The sequence below is a fragment of the Pseudomonas sp. WOUb67 genome, from assembly GCF_050058005.1.
Taxonomy (GTDB): domain Bacteria; phylum Pseudomonadota; class Gammaproteobacteria; order Pseudomonadales; family Pseudomonadaceae; genus Aquipseudomonas; species Aquipseudomonas putida_R.
Map to the genome: position 1 here is coordinate 5,215,719 of NZ_CP170112.1, position 18,183 is coordinate 5,233,901.

An 18,183-nucleotide genomic window follows, 5' to 3' on the forward strand; every position below is an offset into this window, starting at 1 on the left:
TATTGTTGGAATCGCACCAAAGGTCTGATGATGGTCACGCCAAGGCAGCGCTCGGACAATGGCCAAAGCTGTCAATCTGGATGAGCGGTTTGGCCGCTAGTGTGTGCCCTCGTCGCCCAGGGCATCACGGGTCAACAGCAGGCACAGTTCATGCTCGGCAGCTTCCCGTTCTGATTTGAGCGCATCCCATTGGTTGACATACACCTCGGTGGTCAGCGTTTCGGCTTGCGCTTCAAGGGCTTCGCCGCGGCCATCGAAGTCGCTACTGATAGCCGCGAACGGCTTCGGGTGTCGCTTGCGCAGGTAGCCGGTCCAGAATCCCTGACGCGCCAGGCTCTGCGCCAATGCCTCGGGGGTTTGCGCAGCGAGCACCGCTTGCAAGGCCTCCTGCTCGCGTTGCAGCGTGATATCAGCCAGCGAGTTGAATGTCATCGTCCGTGGCTGGCAAGGCAGGTCGAGGGCCTGGGCAAGCTGGATACGGTAGCCAAGCACGATCTCAAGGTCGTCCACTTCGCCCTCGGCCAGGCGCCGCCGGTCAACGGCGCGGAAGGCAAAGCGGTCCAGCGCCTCCAGGCGGAACAGGCGCCGCCCCAGCTCCAGCAACTGCGCGCCAGACTCGGCCATGGCACTGCCCTGGCCGGCCTGGTGCGCCAGCACCTGGATCTGCAAGCGGCTGAACCGCTCTGCCGAGCTGTCGACACAGCCCAAAGGCTCACCCGCCGTTTCAAAGATCCGCTCCCGCAGCACGGCATCCTGGCTGATTGCATCGAGCAAACCCCAGACCTGACCACTCACATAATCCCTGGCTTTGCGGTAATCGCTGCCATCGGTCAATGCTTGCAACAGTTCGAACAGCCCGTTACTGCCTTGCTCGCGATGCACCCGCTGCCAAAGCGCAACGCGCGCCTGACGCTCTGCCTCGGGCTGGTTGCCCAGCCAGCGGCCCATGAGGTCTTCGCCTGCCGCGGGTAGCCGCGCAGCCGCACCATGACGATCCATCCCCCACAGGCGCTCCTGCTCGGCGGGGCTGATCCGGTTGCGGGCCAGGTTCAGCCTGGCGCGGAAACTCCAGGGCATGCGTACCAACGCATCCGGAAAGGCCTCGATCTGATTGTTGCTGAGGTCGGCGAAAGCCAGCATGCTGCATTGTTCGAGCCCATCGGGTACCGCACGCAACTGACAGTGGCCCAGGCGCAGGGTCTGCAACTGCGACGGCTCCTCGAAACGCAGGCTGATCGAACGCAACGGATTATGGCTCAGGTCCAGCGTATCAAGGTGCCACAGCGACGACAGCACGGTCTGGCTGTGCGAGTTCATGCGAATACTGTTGGCCATCATCCGCAGCGAACGCAGTTGGCGAAGGTGCGCGAGCCCCGAGGGAATGGCCGACAGGCGATTATTGGTAAGCACCAACGTATGCACACGGTCGAAACAACGCAAGAAATTAGCCGGCACCTCCTGCAACCCCATCCCGGCCAACATCAATTCGCCAACGTGGCTCATGTCAACTTCAGCGGGCAACGAGGGCAAGTGACTGATGCGCCAGCCACTGAGGTTGAGGCGCATGGTGCCGACTCGGCTGGCAGAACTGAACTCTATCTCGCCGTCCAGCCGCCATGCCCGCCGCAGTTGCTGGGCAAAATGCTGCTGTTGGTTACGCAAAGCGCCATCGGAGGCGCCTGCTGCCCAATGATTGAGCGCACGATCCAGTTGTGAGTAATTGCGCTCGTGCTCGAGCAGCAGATCGAACGGCGATCCCGGTTCTTGCAAAAGGCCTTGGAAAAGGCTTTCGACCTGCGCCTCGCTGAACCCTGGGTACAACACGCGGATACGGTCACGTAGCGTTGTGGCCGACGTCTCTCTGCTGGGTACACGCCCCCCCAGTTCGTAGCCCACACGGCCATCTGGCAGGCGTGAGCCGGGGTTGAACCACGGCGCTTCATCACGCCAACCCGCCAGGCTCAGTAGCTCCCTGCGCGCCCCAGGCAAACCCTCCGCCAGTCGCTCGCGCAACTGCTCTGCCGCCCGCTCCTGTGTCAGCCCCAGCGCCGTGCGTTCGGTGGGGCTGAGCAACGCCAGCAGGGCATCGAAGAGGCTGGCCGGTTCTGCGACCTCCACGTCAAGTTCCAGCCCGTGCAAGTCATACAGGCTGAAACCACCGTCCCGATAGACCAGCACGGTGCGTGAAGCAGCGGCGCCCTGCGGATCCAGTTGCGCCAGCAAGCGGCCGCTTTCGGTGCCTTTGCGTAGCTCGAGTTTGAGCCTGCGGGGCCACCTGGGCAGCCTTCTCAGCAAAGCGAATACCAGCTCGCCGGTTTCGTCGGTGTATGCGCCCGGCAGGTATAAACCCTCGAGCGCACGATTGACCCGGGCCAGCCGCAACAGCGAGCGCGCCCGGGAGGCCAGGGCCAGCGGAACGCGCTGTTCCTGCAAGGCGACAGTACGTGCTACAGGGTTCAGCTCAAGCAAGGCTTCCTCGGCATAGGCATCAGGCAGGCCAGGGAAATCACGCTTGAGCAGCGTTACCAGTTCATCATCCGACAGCACAGGTGATGCCAGGTGCTCAAGCAATGGCCCCCGCCACGTGCGCGGGTCTTCGCGCAATGCGTCGGCAACCTGCGCAGCGCTCAACCCCTGCAACTGCGGCTGCTGCTTGCACCACTCAAGCACGTCGTCTTCCACCGTTGCCGTTGGCGACTGCTGCAAACGCTCGAACATGAGGGTGAGCCGTGCGTCGGCTTCAAAACGGCGGAGGGTATCGCGCAGATTGACCGGCAATGGTCGACTTTCCACCAACAGCCCGCGCAGTTCGTCCTGGTCGACACCCGCCACCCGAAGCATCTGTTCGACCTGCGGTGCCTGCAAGGGCGGATGGCTTGGCCACAGCCGGTCGAGCATCAGTGTGCTGTCATCCCACTCCAGCGGGCGCTCCAGGCGAAGGCGCCAGCAGCGCTCGCCATTGCTGACCAGCTCCGGCTCGAAGCCATTGCTACGCAGTGGATGGCGCAGTAGCCATGGCCCATGTTGCTCCGGCCGGTGCACTTCATAGTAGCGCGACTCGATGCGCAGGAAGCGCCGTGTACCCTCGCCGTACAGGCCATTGTCCTGCATCGACGCCTGACCCGGGTCAACCTCGTAACGGCTCAAGTCATGGGCCCACAAGCGCTGATCTCCTTCAACGCTCACCGGCTCCAGTTCATCGACGAAGGCGCTGCGTGAAAAACCCCGCGCTATCAACCCTGCCCCGGCTGCGGTCGTGGCAGTAACAGCGACGATTTCGGCAACGCCTAGCAGATGCTCGACAGCCTCATGCTGGTGCCCCTGCGCCCAGTCGGCGATGCCGTCGTACGCCTGCTCGCAGACGTGCACTGCCAACTGCGCCAGTAGCAGTTCGCCCAGCCCCGGCACGAACAGGCCAGCGATACCCAGGGCATTCATGCCGATACTCTCCCAGCGGGCAAGCCGCGCTTTGGCCTCGGTCTTGTCGGCTTCAACGGTGGGCACCAGCAGCATGCCTGCATCCGCACGCAGGCGTTGTACATGGGCCTCGGCCAGCGCCATGAATGCACTGCCGATCACCGTCCGGCCTTCCAGTTCAAGGTCGGGTTCACTGTCACTCAGGCGCTTGTCCAGCTTGTTCAGGAACGCTGTACGGTCGCTCAACTGCACCAGTTCCCCGATTCTGCGGTGCACCGCAGGGGTCTTGAGGTCGCTGGCCAAGTGCTCGTTGAGACTGGGCCGGTCGGTGAAATGACGCAATGGATGCTTGAACGCAGCAGGCAAGTACAACACCATGCCAGCATCCTCGCCTTCGGTGTGACGCAACTGGATCAACAATCCGTCCAGTGCATCGTGCCCCAGCACGCTGAGCGTGCCGACATAGGCACTGGCCGGTTGCAACGCAGCGTCCTTGCCGAACACCGCACGTACCGCACCCAGTACACCATCGGGAATCTCACCCTTTAGCGCCGCCAGTTCCAAGGCAAGGTCGAAACCTGTGCGCTTGTGATCGCTCAGTGCAGCGCGAACACCCTCGGTTACCGTCTTGCCCAGCAAGGTCTGGTACTGTCCCCCCGCATCCAGCTCCCGACAGCGTCTGCTGAACGCATTCACATCTGCCGTCAGTAACGTGCCCTCACCCTTGGGCACCAGCCCACTGCCGTCATAAAAGGGGTCTCCCGCAGGGAAGTTCTGCATCAACCTGAGTAACGCCGGGCTGCGCACATGGCTGATTTCATCCTCAGGCAGTCCGATACCAGGCTGTACCGCAAAGCGGCGGCGAACTTCCAGCCATTCAAGCTGCTCAAGGCCAATGTTGGCAGCCTCTGCACTCAGCAGGCCGGTGAACGCCTGGCGCGCGAACGCTTGGGGTGATGGCAACACACCGAGGGCGCTGAGCAGTTTTTCATGGCTGGCCCGGTGCGCCGCATAGCAGTCTCGCAGCGTGTTGATCTGGCCTTGCGAGGCCTGCTTGAGCCATTGAGGCAGACGGGACGCCACGAACCGGTCCGTGGCGTTGTCGAGGGTGGTGGTGACGGCTTGCGGCATGATTGCACCTGTGCTGACGGGGAAGCCCCTACAGTGGGCAAGGGGCGCCCGGCATGGCACAGGGAATTTCGCCAGATGACCGGTCAGCTTCTACCGCGCTCCAGCCCATAGAGAAACTGCCGGGTGAGTTCGTGCATCAGCAATTCCAGTTCCGCTGCCTGCTGCCCGGCCAACTCACCTCGCTGCCTGCGCAGTTCATCGTCCGGCAACGGTGGCACCTGCCCCTCCAGTTGCCCGAGGCGCTGGGTGTAGGTTTGCTCGATGGCGGTAAAGGCAGCGCCCTGGCGGTTGCGCAGAAAGCGCTGCCAGAACCGGCGCTGGCTCAAATCGTGCGCAAGTGCTTGGGGCGTCTCGGCAGCACGCACGGCTGCCAACGCAGCCTCAACCTGTGCCGGGCTCACTTCAGCGGCGGTGCCGTGCAACATTGAAACAGGCTGGCCTGGCAAGCTCAGGCGCTGGCGCAATTGTACCCGGTAGAACAGCGTGACAGCGTCGCGGTCCACGCGCTCGCGCGCTTCTACCCGCCCCCTGATTTCATTCAGGGCAAACCGTTCCAGGCGCTGCAAGCGAAACAGCCCACGCCCCAACGCCAGCAGTTCGGTACCCTGCATGGCTCCCGGTTCAAGCTGGTCGGCCTGCGCTGTCGCAAGCCTGACCTGCAGGTCACTGAAGCGGGCCGCGACACTGTTCTCGCAGGCCACCGGCTGGTCGGCCAGGGCAAACACGTCCTCGCGCAGCCCGGCATCCCTCTCGATCGCCGAGAGCAGCCCGCTGACCCGCCCTGCCAGCACAGCGTGGGCCTCGGTAAAATCACTGGTATGTTCGAGCAGGCCCAGCAAACGTATAAACCCTGCACTGCCTGGCATCGACTGCAACGCGTCCCAGCGTTGCGCATCCACGTCGCTGGCGTCAGCCGCAACCCACAAGTTGCGCGTGCGCTGCACATCGACCACGTGCAATGCCTCGGGCAGGTGAAGATGTTCCTGCACCGGGTCCAGTGCGAACAGGCGCATCACTTCCATTCTCGGAAAAGGGTTACCGTCTACCAGAAATACCCGGCGATAGGCATGAGGCATCTGCAGAATATCCGGCGGCACGACAGACAGCTGGTTCCCACGCAGATCAGCCCGCTGCAGCAAGCCGCACAGCTCGATGTTGCTTGGCCAGGCTACTAGGCCGCAGTGACGCAAGTTCAGCTCAGACAAGCGCGGTAGCTGGTTGAAGCGCATCTGCAGTGCGCCTATCGGGTTGTGGCTCAGGTCCAGGTGGCTGAGCTCAGGCAGGCTGGCCAGTGCTGCCACAGCCCGGCTGTCCATACGAATGCGGTTGTAACCCAGCCTGAGGCTGCGCAAGCCGACCAGATAGCCGATGCCGGCAGGCAACTGCAGCAACTGGTTGTTGGCCAGGTTCAGTTCACGCAGCGCCTGGAAACCCTGCAGGAACTCCGGCGGTACGACACTGAGTGGCGTGTCGTTGATGACCAGTTCGGTGATCTGGGGGAACGCCACCTGCCCCGGCAATTGCGGCAGCGTTCGTACCGACAGGTTGTTCACGCTGAGGCGCTGCCCCTGGCCACTGCGTGAGGGGTCACCCTGCCTGCGCCAGGCCCGTTGCACGGTTTCGGAAAACCGCTGGCGTACCGCCTGCCGGCTTTCCTGAAGGTCGGCACTCACCCACCGGTTCAGGTGCTGCTCAAGCTGATCGTAATCGTCCTCACGCTCCAACAGGCGTGAGTAGGCAGGGCCTGCTTCAGCCAGCAACTGCTCGAGTTCCTGGTCAAGCTCCGCATCCGCCAGGCCAGGGTACAGTGCCCGCAGCCGATCGCGCAGCACCTGACGTGCATCACGCACACCTTGCCCTCGCCCACTGAGCGGGTAGCCTACCCGGCCATCCGGCAGGCGCCTGCCCGGGTTGAACCAGGCAGGTTCCTCGCGCCAGCCCAGCAAGCGTATTCGCTGCGCAGTCGTATCGGGCAACAAGGTGTGCAGCATTTCGCGCAACCGCGCAGCAGGCTGGTCATCACCCAGGGAAAGCGCTTTGCGTTGCTCGGCCGACAGCAATGCCGTGATTACCTCGAACAGTCCGGTGGGCGCCTCGCCTTCAAGCCCAAGCGCCAGGCCCTGGCTGTCATACACGCGGAATTGCCCCTGTTGGCGGACCAGCACCGTGGTGGCTGCCGCTTCACCCTGAGTGTCGAGCAGCGCCAGGCGGCGCCCGAATGGTGAGCCTTCGTGCAAAGCGAGGTTGACGCCCTTGGGCCAGTTCGGCAACTGCCCAAGCAAGGCAAGTACCAATGCAGCGCTGTCATCGCCACAGCTGCTGGCCGAATAGAGCCCTTCAACGCTGCGGTTCAACCTGGCCGATTGCGACAATGAGCGAGCCTTGCCCGCGACACTCAAGGGCAATTTGGCTTCGGCAAGCGCCAGCGTACGCTGCAGCCCCGTCACTTGCGTCAGCAGCGACTCGGCATACGCTTGCGGCAAACCAGGAAAATCACGGCGCAACAGTGTCAGCAGTGGGTCATTGTTGGCTGCCGCACGCGTAAGGTGCTCGAGCAAGGGTTCACGCAACCCCGGCTCGGCCGCAAGAAGGGCCGACGCGACATGGTTTTCCTCCACGCCCCTGATGCCGACCTGCTGCATGCACCATTCCTGGATTTCCGTGTCATGTGCGGTAGCCGCGTCATACTGGATAGCGCGAAAGAAGCGCTCGATGCGTGCATCCGCGCCCAGCCGCTGCAGCGTGTCGCGCAGGTTCACCGGCAACTCGCGGTTCTCCACCAGCAGGCCACGCAGTTCATCCTGGTCCATGCCTGCCGCGTTCAATACCTGGCGTGCCTGACGCACATCGAACCCAGCCTGCTGTGGCCACAGGCTGTCAAGCATCCTCGCCTCGTCCTGCCACTCCAGCGGACGCGCCTGGCGAAGGCGCCAACCGTGCTCACCGATGCGGTCGACGGCAGGCCCATAAGCCCGCGCCCGCTGCCGGTGCAGCAGGCGCCAGGGCCCGTTCACCACAGGGCGATGTACCTGATAGTAATGGCCGTGCAGCCGCAACCAGGGCCGAGGCTGGGCACTGGCACCGGTGAACATGGAGCCATCGGCGTCCGGAAGGCCGGTGTAAGGGCCAAGGTCGTTGGACCACAACCGCTTTCGGCCTTCCACATCAACCGGGTCCAGCCCTTCGACGAAGCGGCTGCGGGTGAATGCCGAGGCCATCACACTGGCGCCGCCAGCCACCGCTGCGTTCACCGCCAGTACCTCGGCAACCCCCAGCATGTGCTCCAGTGCCTCGTGCTGATGCCCCTGGTGCCAGTCGGACAAGCCCTCGTAGACCTCCCGGGTGACCTGGACCACAAACTGCCCGAGCAACAGTTCACCGACCACCGGTATGAACAGCCCTGCCAGGCTGGCCAGGGTCATCCCGGCAGAACGCCATTGCTGCAAACGTTGCCCGGCGGCATGTTCGTCTGCGTCGGCCGTACACACCAGCAGCAAGCGCGCATCATCCTTGGCCCGCTGCACCTGCTGGCCCACCAGCGCAGCGAAAATATCACCCTCTGCCTCGACCTGTTCAAGGCCCAGGTCAGGCTGATCATCTTTGAGCCGTTGGCCCAAGGTGTCGAGGAAGGTGCTACGTTCGCCGATAGCGATCAGCTGGCTGAAATACTCCCGATAATCATCGCCCCTGAGCGCATGGACAAGCTGATCGCCCAAGGCGCCCCATGTGGGATAGCAGCGCAAGGCCATGGACGGCGCGCTCGGCAGATACAGCACCGCACCACGGTCGGCACCGCTGTTGTCACGCAACTGCACGACCATGGCGTCGGCAACGACGCAGCCCAGTACCTTCAGCGTCCTCGCGGTACTGCGCAATCCCGCTTCCTGCAACACAGGATTACCGTCCGCAATTTCGCGCAGGGCAATCTGTTCGAATGCCTGCAAGTGCCCTTGCAGGTTGGCGATCTCGATCGCCAGCTTCAGGCCTGCACGCTTGTCTTCGGCCAGCCATGCACAGGTTGTCGGGTTGAACACCCGACCTAGCAAAGCCTGGTAGCGCGCCCCCAGGTCGAGCGCTCGGCAATCGGCCACCAGCGTAGCGGCATCGCCCGACAACACACGGTAATCACCGGGTTGCACAAGCCCGGTTCCTTCGTAGAACGACACGCCTTCGGCAAAGTTCTGCATCAGGCGCAAGGTGCCATGCTGGCGCTTGTATGCAGGTTGATAGAGCGGCCACAGTGCGCCGGGAACGCGCTCGAAGCTCGGCGTGACCTCCAGCCATTGCAACGGCTCAGGGTCTGTTCCGTGGGGCAGGCGCCCGGCGAGCAGGGTGGCAAGCTCCTGCCGGGCAAAGCGCTGCAGCGGTACCAGCTCCCGCATGGCATTGCGCACCCGATCCTGGCTTGCGGCGTGAGCCTTGAACAGGCTACGCAGGGTGCGAATCTGGGCAGGCGATGCCTGACGCAACCAGGTGGGCAGAATATGGCCAATGAATTCGTCGGTTATTGCGTTACTGCGCTCGGGTGGGTTCGGTCGGGGCATGGGGCCAGGCTCCAGTCAGCTCAAAGTGCCTCACCCTGAGCCGTCGGCTGCCCCACGTGCACCCGGAAGTGCCACCGCTCAGGCAGGGCTGTCCCCTTGCAATATCAACGTGCGGTAATGGCCGGGGTTGCAGCCGAACCACTTGCGAAAGGCCTTGTAGAACGAACTGTTGTCGGCGAACCCCAGCCGCTCGGCGACCTCTGCCAGGCCCAGCCCCGTGTCGGCCAGCCAACTGATCGCCAATTCGCGGCGCACGCTGTCCTTGAGCCCCTGGTAGGTCTGCCCCTCTTCTGCCAGGCGCCTGCGCAGTGTCGAGGCCGACATGCACAGCGCCAGCGCCAGACGCTCGGCGTCTGGCCAGGCCGCCGGATCGCACAGGCGCAAGTCGTGCCGGATACGCCGCGCCAGGCTATCCGGATCACGGTACTTGACCAGGATGTTGCCAGGCGCCTCCGCCAGAAAGCGTTGCAGGTCTTGCGTTGTGCGCCTTGGGGTCAGGGACAGGCAATCTGCAGCGATGATCATGCGCGTGCGCGGCCGGCCAAATTGCAGGTTTTCAGAAAACATCACCCGGTAATCGTCACAGAATGGCGGCTCGGCACAACGCAGGTCGATGGCCAGGATCGGAATGCGCCGCCCGGCCAGCCAGCAGGCGACGCCGTGCACGATCATCCAGAAGGTGAAGTAGGTGAAGGCGCGGCGCGGTTCGTCACGCGGCTCGTTGATGACGATTTCGGCCAGGCCTTCCTGGCGCACCAGGCTCGGTTGCAAGTCTTCGAGCATCAGCGACAGGAACGACAATGCGGTGTCCAGCCCCGCGCCCACGTTGGGTTGGCCCATGCTCGCCCGGCACATGAAGGCCAGGCTGCCGCTGCGCAGGCCACGCGGGTCCATGGCGAAGAACTCGTCGTTGCAGCGCCGCGCCAGCAAACGCCACAGCCGGGCATAGGACTCGGCGCTGACCCGTGCCGCAGGCAGGTGCAATTGCCCCACGTCGATGCCGGCCCGCGCCAGCAACCCGGCATCCGGCTCGCCAGCAGGGCAGCTTTGCAGCAGGGCTTCACGCACCAACTGCATGGAAATGGTGTCTTTTTCGCTCATCGACGGTCCCGTCGGCTCAGTGCTGGCCATCTTAGGTCGTCCTGCCTGAAACAGCCATCACAGCCCCGCAGCCAGGCCGAGGAATGCCTGAATCAGGCGCAGCTCGCGGCGGCGCTCCAGGCAGCCGATCAGGTGCTGGTTGACCAGCCCTTCACCGGACAATGGCCGCGCCACCACCCGCGGATCGTTGGCCACCTCGGTGGATGAAACCACGCCAATGCCCAGTTCCGACGCCACCGCTTCAGTCACCGCTTCGCGGCTGTCCAGCTCCAGCAGTACGCGCGGTTGCACGCCGGCCTTGCCGCAGGCCTTGTCAAACGTGCGCCGGGTGGTAGAGCTAGGCTCGCGCAATACCATGATCTGCTGATGCAGTTCGGCCAGCGGCAGGTCACCCTCGCCGCTGGCCCAAGGGTGCCCGGCCGGCAGCAAGGCACACAGGCGCGACTCGCAAAGGCGCTGCAGATAAAGGCCCTTGCGCGGCTCGATTTCGGTCAGCACGGCCACGTCGGCATGCTCGCTTAGCAACGCGGCCAAGGTTTCCTGGGCATTGCCCAAACGCAAATTGACGGTGATGCCCGGGTAGCGCTCGCGCAGCAACGCCAGCATGGGCATGACCCGGTGCGGGCCATCGGCCGCTACCTCCAGGCGCCCGGTCAGCAATTGGCGGTTGGCTTCGAGCATGGCCTGCGCTTCTTCGGCCAGCCCGAACATGGCGCGGGTGATGGCTGCCAGGCGGATGCCCTCTTCGGTCAACTCGACGCGCCGTGCGGTGCGCCGAAGCAAGGTGATCTGGTAGTGCTCCTCCAGTGCCTTGACATGCCCGGTCACCGCCGGCTGGCTGATGAACAGGCGCTCGGCAGCACGGGTAAAGCTGCCTTCACGGGCGACAGCATCGAAGGCGCGTAGCTGGAACAGGTTCATATCTATCGGTCTTACTTATAGCTGAGATAACAACAAACAATTTGATTGATGGCAGCGCAAATTGCAACCTAGGCCCCGTAGTTTCACGCCACCGCTTGTGAGGAAAAACGGAATGAGCAACGCCCCTATCCTGCTGACGCCCGGTCCCCTGACCACATCAATCCGCACCCGCCAAGCCATGCTGGTGGACTGGGGCTCCTGGGACCGAGACTTCAACCAACTGACCGCCAGCGTCTGCGAGCAACTGCTGGCGATCATCGACGGCAGCGCCAGCCACCACTGCGTGCCCCTGCAAGGCAGCGGCACCTTCGCCGTGGAAGCGGCCATCGGCACCCTGGTGCCCCGCGATGGCAAGGTGCTGGTGCTGATCAATGGCGCTTATGGCCAGCGCCTGGCGAAGATCTGCAAAGTGCTGGGCCGCACCTACAGCACCTTCGAAACCGCCGAAGACCAGCCGACCACCGCCGCCGATGTCGACCGCCTGCTGGCCGCCGACCCCGCCGTCACCCACGTGGCATTGATCCACTGCGAAACCAGCACCGGCATCCTCAACCCGCTGCCCGAAATCGCCCAGGTGATCAAACGCCACGGCAAGCGCCTGATCATCGATGCCATGAGCTCGTTCGGCGCGCTGCCGATCGATGCCCGCGAAATCCCCTTCGAAGCGTTGATCGCCGCCTCTGGCAAGTGCCTGGAAGGCGTGCCCGGCATGGGCTTCGTCTTCGCCGAAAAAGCCGCCCTGGCCGCCGCCGAAGGCAATGCCCACTCGCTGGCCATGGACCTGCACGACCAGCACACCTACATGGCCAAGACCGGCCAGTGGCGCTTCACCCCGCCTACCCACGTGGTCGCGGCCCTGCACGAAGCACTGCAGCAATACAATGAGGAAGGCGGCCTGCCAGCCCGCCACCAGCGCTACGCCGACAACTGCAAGACCCTGCTCGACGGCATGGCCGCCATCGGCCTGCGCAGCTTCCTGCCCGCCGACATCCAGGCGCCGATCATCGTCACCTTCCACGCACCGAACGATGCCCGCTACCAGTTCAAGGACTTCTACGAGCGGGTCAAGGCCAAGGGTTTCATCCTCTACCCGGGCAAGCTGACCCAGGTCGAAACCTTCCGTGTCGGCTGCATCGGCGTGGTCGGGCCGGACGGCATGCAAGCCGCCGTGAATGCCGTGGCCGATGTGCTGCGGGAAATGGAAGTGCTGGACATCTGACCCTCTGCCCACCCGAATTCAGGAATTAGCGCACATGAACTACAGCAACCCAACCCAGCTGCAAGCCGCCATCCTCGACTGGGCTGGCACCGTGGTCGATTTCGGCTCCTTCGCCCCCACCCAGATCTTTGTCGAAGCCTTCGCCGAGTTCGACGTGCAGGTGTCCATCGAAGAAGCCCGAGGCCCGATGGGCATGGGCAAGTGGGACCACATCCGCACCCTGTGCGATGTGCCGGAAATTGCCGAGCGCTACCGCAAGGTGTTCGGCCGCACCCCCACCGACGATGACGTCACCGCCATCTACAACCGCTTCATGCCGCTGCAAATCGAGAAAATCGCCGTGCACTCGGCGCTGATCCCCGGCGCGCTGGACACCCTCACCGGGCTGCGCCAGGAAGGCCTGAAAATCGGCTCGTGCTCGGGCTACCCGAAAGTGGTGATGGACAAGGTGGTGGAGTTGGCCGCGCAGAACGGCTACGTGGCCGACCATGTGGTGGCCACCGACGAAACCCCGAACGGCCGCCCATGGCCAGCCCAGGCCCTGGCCAATGTGATTGCACTGGGCATTGACGATGTGGCGGCCTGCGTGAAGGTCGACGACACCGTGCCGGGCATTCTCGAAGGCCGCCGTGCCGGCATGTGGACCGTGGCGCTGGTGTGCTCGGGCAACGCCCTGGGCCTGACCTGGGAAGGCTTCCGCGCACTGAGTGCCGAGAAGCTGGAAAGCGAGCGCAAACGCATCCATGCGCTGTTCGCCGGCTCGCGCCCGCACTACCTGATCGACACCATCAACGACCTGCCCGAAGTGATTGCCGACATCAACCGACGCCTGGCCAAGGGCGAGATGCCGCAAACCTTCTGAGCTGACCATTGGGGCCGCTTTACGGCCCCCTTGTTCTGGGTTGCGATTTGGCCCGAATCTGTACATTGAGTTGCCACTGCAATTAACAAAACATGGGCCATCCCTGTCCTGAGATGCCCAGCCCCCGATGAGCACACACGCCCGCACCAGCCGCCTCACCGTCCCGCAACTGGTGGCCATGAAAGGCCGGCAGAAGATTGTTTCGCTGACGGCCTACTCAAGCGCCATCGCCCGGGTGATCGACCCGCTGGTCGACTTCATCCTGGTCGGCGATTCCACGGCCATGGTCGCATACGGCCGGCCGTCCACCCTGGGCATGCGCCTGGACGAGACCATCGCCCATACCCGCGCCGTGGTCGACAGCAGCCGCCTGGCCTGCGTGATCGCCGACATGCCGTTTGGCAGCTACCAGGAATCCCACGAACAAGCCTTTCGCAACTGCGCGCAGGTAATGGCCAGCACCGGCTGCGACGCACTCAAGCTTGAGGCCAACCAGGCGTTGGCGAGCACCGTCGAGTTCCTGGTTGCACGGGGTATCCCGATCATGGCGCACATCGGCCTGATGCCGCAGTTCGTCAATGCCATGGGCGGCTACAAGGCCCAAGGGCTGAGCCCGGCCAGCGCTGCAGCGCTGCGGGCCGATGCACAGGCCAACCTGCACGCCGGTGCCTTCAGCCTGCTGCTGGAGGGTGTGGCCGAGCCCGTGGCCCGCGCCATCACCGAGGCCAGCGACAAACCGACCATTGGCATTGGCGCCTCACCCACCTGCGATGGCCAGGTGCTGGTCACTGAAGACCTGCTGGGGCTGGGGGGTGACCACGTACCACGCTTCGTCAAGCAGTATGCCGACGTCGGCCAGGTGATCCGCGAGGCCTGCGCCCGTTATGCCGACGACGTACGCGATGGGGCGTTCCCTGCCCTGCAGCACTGCTACGGGGCTTGAGCTTCGTCCTGAATGGCCTTGACCAGGCATTTCAGTGCCTGGGCAATATCCTTGCTCCAGTCCAGCGTGCAGCACAGCCGCAGGTGGCTGCGCCATAGGCCGCACTGGCTGAAAAGCTCCCCGGGGGCGATAACGATGCGCTGCGCCAGCAACCGCTCGAAGACCCTGCGCATATCCACCGGCCGGGTCGCCTGCAACCACAGGCTGGCCCCGCCTTGCGGCTCGGCTATACGCAGCCAGCCCTGGCCGTGCGCTTGCAGCAGCACCTTCATCTGCTGCAAGCGCTCGCGCAACATGGGCAGCAAACGCTGGACATGCAGCTCGACCCGGCGCGAGGTAAACAGCCTGGCGATGGCCTTTTGGCGAATCGGTGACAAGCGGAAGGCACGCTCCAGAAAGAGCTGCTGCAAACGCGCGGCATGCTGCCGGCAAAGCAGGTAGCCAAAGGGCGCCTCCGCGCCGATCAGCTTGTCGAAGGTCGAAAACACCAGCAGCCGGTCAGGGTCGGCAAAGTCCCGGTAGCGCGCCGCTGACGCGTCGAAACACAACTCGCCGTAGCCATCGTTTTCAAACAGCCACACCGCGTGCTCGGCCAGCCAGCTGCAGATCTGCTGCTTGTCCGCTGCAGGCATCAGGCCACCATGCGGCACGTTGGCCGCTGACGACAGTACTGCCAGGCGCACAGGATGATCACACAGCAGCCGGTGAAACTGCGGCAGGTCGAAACGCCCGTCATCGCCCAGTGGCACTTCGATGATGGTCATGCGCGCAGCTTGCAACTGCCTCAGCACCGCCCAGTTACAGGGCGACTCCACCAGCGCCACCTGCCCTTCAAGGTCGAGGGCGCGTAACGACAATTCGAGGATGCTGCGCAGGTCTGCACCGATGAACACCTGATCGGCGCTCCAGTATTGCTGCGCCGAACGGGTGTAGCGGTCGGCCAGTACGCTGCGCAACTCGGGCTCACCGAACGGCTGGAACAACGGCGCCAGCGAGTGCGGGTACTGGCGCGCCAGCTCGCGCTCGATCATCAGTAGCGGCTGCTGTAGCGACAGCAACATGGCCGGCGCATCACTGCCCAGGGCCAGCATGCCCGGCTGACGGGCGCTGGCGAATACCGTGTCGAGCAGGTTCTGCGAATGCTGCCCATGCGCGGCAGGGGGACGGGTACGGCTGAAGTAGCCCAGTTTCGGCTTGGCATACACCCGCCCTTCGTCTTCCAGCAGCGCATAGGCGTACTTGGTACTGGATACCGAAACGCACAATTGCCGGGCAAGTTGGCGCAGCGACGGCAAGCGCTGCTCCACATCGCAAGGTGCTGCTTCGATCCTGTCGAGCAAGTAGCGGTAGACCGCCTGGTAGGTGTAGCTGGGCTTGTCGATCTGGCTGTTTTCCATAACGGCGTCTGTGACGGCATTGAACCCAACCTTTGGCCCGTCGGTAAAGCCCTATTGTGGCAATTGCACCTGCGGCTTGGTCGCGGCAAAGATCGCCCAGCTGGACACGAACAGCGCCGCGATCAATGGCCCGATCACGAAACCGTTGAGCCCGAACACCGCCAGGCCACCCAGCGTCGACACCAGAATCAGGTAGTCCGGCATGCGCGTATCCTTGCCCACCAGGATCGGCCGCAACACGTTATCCACCAGGCCAATCACCAGTACCCCGAACGCGGTCAGGATAATCCCCGGCAGTATCGCCCCGGTCAGCAGGAAATAAGCGGCCACCGGCGCCCAGACGATGCCCGCGCCCACCGCCGGCAGCAGCGACAGAAACGCCATCAGCACCGCCCACACCAGCGCACTGGGAATGTCCAGCACCCAGAAGATGAACCCACCCAGCGCCCCTTGCGTAATGGCCACCAGTACGTTGCCTTTCACCGTCGCCCGCACCACACGGTTGAATTTCAGCTGCAAACGGCGCTTCTGGTGCTCGGGCAGCGGCACGGCCAGCCGCACCCGGCGGGCCACTTCCGGGCCGTCGCGCAGGAAGAAGAACAGCAGGTACATCATGATGCCAAAGCTGATCACGAACTCGAACGTGCCCTGGCCAAAGCTGAACGCCTGGCTGGCCAGTGCCTGGCTCCCCTGGGTTGCCCACTTGGTGATCTTGTCACGCAACCCGTCGAGGTTGCCCATGCCCATGTTGTCCAGGCCATGCTGGGCGAATGCCGGGAGCAGGTCCTTGCCGTGCTCGACGTAACCGGCGATGTCCAGTTGCCCGCTTTCGATACGCTGGTACAGCGTGGCGCCCTCCTGGACCAGCAGCGCACTGGTGATGATCACCGGCAGGATCGCCACCAGCAGGCATACCAGCGTGGTCGTGGCCGCGGCCAGGTTGCGCCGCCGCCCGAAGCGGATCAGCAGGTGGCGCTGCAGCGGGGCGAACAGGATGCCGAGGATCACCGCCCAGAAGATTGCACCGTAGTACGGCAGCAGGATCCAGAAGAAGGCAATGGTCACCAGCGCCAGGAGTACTGCCAGGGCTTTGTTCTGTAGCGCGGTTTCGTTCATTGCAGTTCCTCACATGGCTTGTGAGTGTTTAGTGCACGGCACTCGGGCAAAAGTGCCGTGCTCACTTGACGCAAATCAATACGCGCCTTGTCCATCGGCCCTAGCATCCCGGCCTTTTTGCCCCGGTGCGCACATGAACCCTACCGCCAAGCCCGAACTGCTGGCCCCCGCCGGCACCCTCAAGACCATGCGCTACGCCTTTGCCTACGGCGCCGACGCGGTCTACGCCGGCCAGCCGCGCTACAGCTTGCGGGTGCGCAACAACGAATTCGACCACGCCAACCTGGCGCTGGGCATCCAGGAGGCGCATGCCCTGGGCAAGCGCTTCTACGTGGTGGTCAACATCGCCCCGCACAACGCCAAGCTCAAGACCTTCCTCAAGGACCTGGCACCGGTCATCGCCATGGCACCGGACGCGCTGATCATGTCCGACCCCGGCCTGATCATGCTGGTGCGCCAGCACTTCCCGCAGATGCCGGTGCACCTTTCCGTGCAGGCCAACACGGTCAACTGGGCCAGCGTGCAGTTCTGGCAGCAAATGGGCTTGAGCCGGGTGATCCTGTCACGCGAGCTGTCCCTGGAAGAGATCGAGGAAATCCGCCAGCAGGTGCCGGGCATGGAGCTGGAGGTGTTCGTCCACGGCGCCCTGTGCATGGCCTACTCCGGCCGTTGCCTGCTGTCGGGCTACCTCAACAAGCGTGACGCCAACCAGGGCACCTGCACCAACGCCTGCCGCTGGAAGTACGACGCCACGCCGGCCACCGAGAACGCCACCGGCGACATCGTGCGCGAAGTGCAGCCCACCCTTGGCCTGGGCGCCCCTACCGGGCAGGTTTTCCTGCTGCAGGAAAGCAACCGCCCAGGCACCGAAATGCCGGCGTTCGAAGATGAGCACGGTACCTACATCATGAATGCCAAGGACCTGCGCGCCATCCAGCACGTCGAGCGCCTGGCCGGCATGGGCGTGCATTCGCTGAAGATCGAAGGCCGCACCAAGTCGCACTTCTATTGCGCCCGTGCCGTACAGTCGTACCGCCAGGCGATCGACGACGCCGTGGCCGGGCGGCCGTTCGACCGTGCCTTGATGGGCAACCTGGAATCCCTCGCGCAACGCGGCTACACCGAAGGCTTCCTGCGCCGCCATGTGCACGACGAATACCAGAACTACCAGCGCGGCAACTCGGTCTCGGACCGCCAGCAGTTCGTCGGCGAACTGACCGGCGTACGTGTCGATGGCCTGGCCGAGGTCAAGGTGAAAAACCGCTTTGCCGTGGGTGACCACCTGGAGCTGATGACCCCGCGTGGCAACTACCACTTCGACCTGCACCGCCTGTGCAACCGCCAGCAGCAGGCCATCGACGTGGCACCGGGCGACGGCCATGTGGTGTACCTGCCCATCCCTGAACAGGTTTCACTCGATTACGCCCTGCTGATGCGCGACCTGCGCGCCGACGAGGTGGCAAGCTGACAACGCTGTAATGTGCACCTCAGCTACCTGACAGGCGCCTGCAGCGAACATCGTGGCTCCCCCG

At 64.0% G+C, this 18,183-nt stretch carries 10 protein-coding genes; 4 read left to right on the forward strand and 6 right to left on the reverse strand.

The features are described 5' to 3' along the window. Positions 1-96: 96 nt before the first annotated feature. The 4 genes from ABOC32_RS23135 to ABOC32_RS23150 form a co-directional block, all read right to left on the reverse strand. Positions 97-4,548, reverse strand: coding sequence for an NEL-type E3 ubiquitin ligase domain-containing protein (locus tag ABOC32_RS23135; protein WP_426809017.1), 4,452 nt, complete (start codon positions 4,546-4,548; stop codon positions 97-99). 83 nt (positions 4,549-4,631) lie between these two features. Continuing rightward, on the reverse strand, positions 4,632-9,092 hold the full coding sequence (locus tag ABOC32_RS23140; RefSeq protein WP_426809018.1) for an NEL-type E3 ubiquitin ligase domain-containing protein: 4,461 nt from the start codon (positions 9,090-9,092) through the stop codon (positions 4,632-4,634). A 78-nt stretch (positions 9,093-9,170) separates the two neighbouring features. Beyond that, on the reverse strand, positions 9,171-10,193 hold the full coding sequence (locus tag ABOC32_RS23145; RefSeq protein WP_426809019.1) for an AraC family transcriptional regulator: 1,023 nt from the start codon (positions 10,191-10,193) through the stop codon (positions 9,171-9,173). Between the two features lie 57 nt (positions 10,194-10,250). Then, complete coding sequence (locus tag ABOC32_RS23150; protein ID WP_426809020.1) at positions 10,251-11,114, reverse strand: LysR substrate-binding domain-containing protein; 864 nt, start codon at positions 11,112-11,114, stop codon at positions 10,251-10,253. 112 nt (positions 11,115-11,226) lie between these two features. Between ABOC32_RS23150 and ABOC32_RS23155 the strand changes: the two genes are divergently transcribed. From ABOC32_RS23155 to panB, 3 genes are all read left to right on the forward strand, one after another. Beyond that, positions 11,227-12,333, forward strand: a complete 1,107-nt coding sequence (locus tag ABOC32_RS23155) for a 2-aminoethylphosphonate--pyruvate transaminase (RefSeq protein ID WP_426809021.1) — start codon at positions 11,227-11,229, stop codon at positions 12,331-12,333. Between the two features lie 34 nt (positions 12,334-12,367). After that, positions 12,368-13,195 carry a phosphonoacetaldehyde hydrolase gene (gene phnX, locus ABOC32_RS23160; protein ID WP_426809022.1) on the forward strand — a complete coding sequence of 276 codons (828 nt, stop codon included), beginning with the start codon at positions 12,368-12,370 and terminating at the stop codon, positions 13,193-13,195. A 127-nt stretch (positions 13,196-13,322) separates the two neighbouring features. Then, positions 13,323-14,138: a 3-methyl-2-oxobutanoate hydroxymethyltransferase gene (gene panB, locus ABOC32_RS23165; RefSeq protein WP_426809023.1), complete on the forward strand. Its 816-nt coding sequence runs from the start codon at positions 13,323-13,325 to the stop codon at positions 14,136-14,138. Here the strand turns inward: panB and ABOC32_RS23170 are convergent. Both ABOC32_RS23170 and ABOC32_RS23175 read right to left on the reverse strand, forming a co-directional pair. Beyond that, positions 14,126-15,535 carry a PLP-dependent aminotransferase family protein gene (locus ABOC32_RS23170; RefSeq protein WP_426809024.1) on the reverse strand — a complete coding sequence of 470 codons (1,410 nt, stop codon included), beginning with the start codon at positions 15,533-15,535 and terminating at the stop codon, positions 14,126-14,128. The genes panB and ABOC32_RS23170 overlap by 13 nt on opposite strands. Before the next feature lie 51 nt (positions 15,536-15,586). Further along, on the reverse strand, positions 15,587-16,651 hold the full coding sequence (locus ABOC32_RS23175) for an AI-2E family transporter (RefSeq protein ID WP_426809025.1): 1,065 nt from the start codon (positions 16,649-16,651) through the stop codon (positions 15,587-15,589). 133 nt (positions 16,652-16,784) lie between these two features. Here ABOC32_RS23175 and yegQ point away from each other — a divergent pair, with 133 nt between their 5' ends. Beyond that, positions 16,785-18,119 carry a tRNA 5-hydroxyuridine modification protein YegQ gene (yegQ, locus tag ABOC32_RS23180; RefSeq protein WP_426809026.1) on the forward strand — a complete coding sequence of 445 codons (1,335 nt, stop codon included), beginning with the start codon at positions 16,785-16,787 and terminating at the stop codon, positions 18,117-18,119. Positions 18,120-18,183: the final 64 nt, after the last annotated feature.